This window comes from Noviherbaspirillum album (assembly GCF_035916955.1).
Lineage (GTDB): Bacteria > Pseudomonadota > Gammaproteobacteria > Burkholderiales > Burkholderiaceae_D > Noviherbaspirillum > Noviherbaspirillum album.
Window position 1 is genome coordinate 1 of sequence record NZ_JAWIIV010000095.1, and the last position, 3,266, is coordinate 3,266.

The window sequence follows — 3,266 nt, forward strand, 5'->3', positions numbered from 1 at the left end:
AAGAATCGGCCACAAAATAGACCGAAGTATGGCGTCATGACCTTTGCGGACATTGCGCACTACCGTCTGCCACTGGCAGCCTATCTCTCCATCCTGCACCGCATCAGCGGCGCAGCCCTGGTCATCATGCTGCCGTTCCTGCTCTACCTGCTCGACCGCAGCCTCATGTCCGAGATCTCCTTCGAGTACTTCAAGGGCTTCGTCTCCGGCTGGTTCGTCAAGCTCATCATCCTCGGTCTGGTCTGGGCTTACCTGCACCATTTCTTCGCCGGCCTGCGCCACCTCGGCATGGACTTCCACATGGGCATCGACAAGGACAGCGGCAAGAAAAGCTCGATCGCCGTCTTCGTGCTCAGCCTGGTGCCCACCGCGCTGGTAGCCCTGAAACTGTTCGGAGCATTCTGATCATGGCAAACAACAACATCGGTCCCAAGCGCCTGGTCGTCGGCGCCCACTACGGCCTGCGCGACTGGATGGGCCAGCGCGTCACCGCCATCGTCATGGCCATCTACACCGTCATCCTGCTGGTGACTTTCCTGTCCGGCAACAACTTCTCCTATGAAGGCTGGGCCGGGCTGTTTTCCCACCAGTGGTTCAAGCTCGCCACCTTCGTGACCTTCCTGTCGCTGCTCTATCACGCCTGGGTCGGCATGCGCAATATCTGGATGGACTACGTGACCAAGTCGGTCGCCGCGCGTCTGGTCTTGCAAGTAGTCACCTTGTTGTGGCTGATCGGTTGCGCCGGCTGGGCCGCGCAGATTATCTGGAGAGTGTAAATCGTGGCTGCTATCAAACAATCCATTCCTACCCGCCGCTTTGACGCCGTCATCGTCGGCGCCGGCGGCTCCGGCATGCGCGCTTCCCTGCAGCTGGCCGAAGCCGGCCTCAATGTCGCGGTCCTGTCCAAGGTCTTCCCGACCCGTTCGCATACCGTTGCAGCGCAGGGCGGCATCGGTGCCTCGCTGGGCAACATGTCCGAGGACAACTGGTACTGGCACATGTTCGACACCGTCAAGGGCTCGGACTACCTGGGCGACCAGGATGCCATCGAGTTCATGTGCCGCGAAGCACCGAAGGTCGTCTACGAGCTCGAGCACTTCGGCATGCCGTTCGACCGCAATCCCGACGGCACCATCTACCAGCGCCCCTTCGGCGGCCATACCGCCAACTTCGGCGAGAAGCCGGTGCAGCGTGCCTGCGCCGCGGCCGACCGTACCGGCCATGCGCTGCTGCACACGCTGTACCAGCGCAACGTGCGCGCCAAGACCCACTTCTTCGTCGAGTGGATGGCCATTGATCTCATTCGCGACGCCGACGGCGACGTGCTGGGCGTAGTCGCCCTGGAGATGGAAACCGGCGACGTGATGATTCTCGAAGCCAAGACCACCTTGTTTGCCACCGGCGGTGCCGGCCGCATCTTCGCGGCTTCCACCAATGCCTTCATCAATACCGGCGACGGCATGGGCATGGCTGCACGCGCCGGCCTGCCGCTGCAGGACATGGAATTCTGGCAATTCCACCCGACCGGCGTGTCGGGCGCCGGCGTGCTGATCACCGAAGGCGTGCGCGGCGAGGGCGGCATTCTCATCAACGCCAACGGCGAGCGCTTCATGGAGCGCTATGCGCCAACGCTCAAGGACCTGGCGCCGCGCGACTTCGTGTCGCGCTCGATGGACCAGGAGATCAAGGAAGGGCGCGGCTGCGGACCGAACAAGGACCACGTGCTGCTGGACCTGCGCCACATCGGCGCCGACACCATCAAGAAGCGCCTGCCGTCGATCCTGGAGATCGGCCACAAGTTCGCCAACGTCGATGCCACCAAGGAACCGATCCCGGTGGTGCCAACCATCCACTACCAGATGGGCGGCATTCCGACCAACATCAACGGGCAAGTGGTGGCGCCGAAGAACGGCGGCCAGGAGATCGTCAACGGCCTGTACGCCATCGGCGAGTGCGCGTGCGTGTCGGTGCACGGCGCCAACCGCCTGGGCACCAACTCGCTGCTGGACCTGCTGGTGTTCGGCCGCGCCGCCGGCAACCATATCGTGGCGTCGAACCTCAAGCAGAAGAGCCACAAGCCGCTGCCGGCCGATGCCGCCGAGCTGGCCCTGACGCGCCTGGCGCGCCTCGAGACCAGCACTGGTTCCGAGCGGGTGCAGGACGTGGCCAATGCGATCCGCGCCACCATGCAGCAGTACTGCGGCGTGTTCCGCACGGATGAATTGCTGCAGACCGGTTTTGCGAAGATCATGGAACTCGACGAGCGGCGCAAGCACGTATCGTTCAAGGACAAGTCCAAGGTGTTCAACACGGCGCGGGTGGAAGCGCTGGAACTGGACAACCTGATCGAAACCGCCAAGGCGACCATCACGTCGGCGGCGGCGCGCAAGGAATCGCGCGGCGCACATGCGCATCGCGACTACGAAAAGCGCGACGACGAGAACTGGATGAAGCACACGCTGTGGTTCTCCGACGGCTGCCGTCTGGACTACAAGCCGGTCAACACCAAGCCGCTGACGGTGGAAACCTTCAAGCCCAAGGCACGTACTTTCTAAGGCAGAACAGAACATGGCACGTACACTGAAATTCAAGATTTACCGCTACGATCCGGACAAGGATGCCAAGCCGTACATGCAGGACCTGACGGTGACCTTGCAGGACACCGACAAGATGCTGCTGGACGCATTGCAGCGCATCAAGGCCGACGTGGACGACTCGCTGGCGCTGCGCCGCTCCTGCCGCGAAGGCGTGTGCGGTTCGGACGCGATGAACATCAACGGCAAGAACGGGCTGGCCTGCACCACGAACCTCAATGAGCTGACCGAGCCGATCGTGCTGCGGCCGCTGCCGGGTCTGCCGGTGATCCGCGACCTGATCGTGGACATGACGCAGTTCTTCAAGCAGTACAACTCGATCAAGCCGTACCTGATCAACGAGACGATCCCGCCGGAGAAGGAGCGCCTGCAGACGCCGGCCGAGCGCGAGGAGCTCGACGGTCTGTACGAGTGCATCCTGTGCGCCTGCTGTTCGACGTCGTGCCCGTCGTTCTGGTGGAACCCGGACAAGTTCGTGGGACCGGCGGGTCTGCTGCAGGCCTATCGTTTCATCGCCGACAGCCGCGACCAGGCCACCAGCGAGCGCCTCGACAACCTTGAGGACCCGTACCGGCTGTTCCGCTGCCATACCATCATGAACTGCGTCGATGTGTGTCCGAAGGGCTTGAATCCGACACGCGCTATCGGCAAGATCAAGGAACTGATGGTACG

At 62.7% G+C, this 3,266-nt stretch carries 4 protein-coding genes; all 4 read left to right on the forward strand.

Features of this window, described 5'->3' with window-relative positions; all coding sequences use genetic code 11:
- Positions 1-405: succinate dehydrogenase, cytochrome b556 subunit (gene sdhC / locus RY831_RS32760; RefSeq protein WP_326510465.1), on the forward strand; the 405-nt coding region annotated here is incomplete at its 5' end.
- Positions 406-407: 2 nt separating this feature from the next.
- Positions 408-776: a succinate dehydrogenase, hydrophobic membrane anchor protein gene (gene sdhD / locus RY831_RS32765; protein ID WP_326510466.1), complete on the forward strand. Its 369-nt coding sequence runs from the start codon at positions 408-410 to the stop codon at positions 774-776.
- Between the two features lie 3 nt (positions 777-779).
- A complete protein-coding gene (sdhA, locus tag RY831_RS32770; RefSeq protein WP_326510467.1) occupies positions 780-2,555 on the forward strand; it encodes a succinate dehydrogenase flavoprotein subunit in 1,776 nt (591 codons plus the stop codon).
- A 13-nt stretch (positions 2,556-2,568) separates the two neighbouring features.
- A partial coding sequence (locus tag RY831_RS32775) for a succinate dehydrogenase iron-sulfur subunit (protein WP_326510468.1) occupies positions 2,569-3,266 on the forward strand: 698 nt, incomplete at its 3' end.

Coding starts and splice junctions, on each gene's coding strand:
- sdhD (WP_326510466.1), top strand. CDS start 408: ATGGCAAACAACAACATCGGTCCCAAGCGCCTGGTCGTCGGCGCCCAC.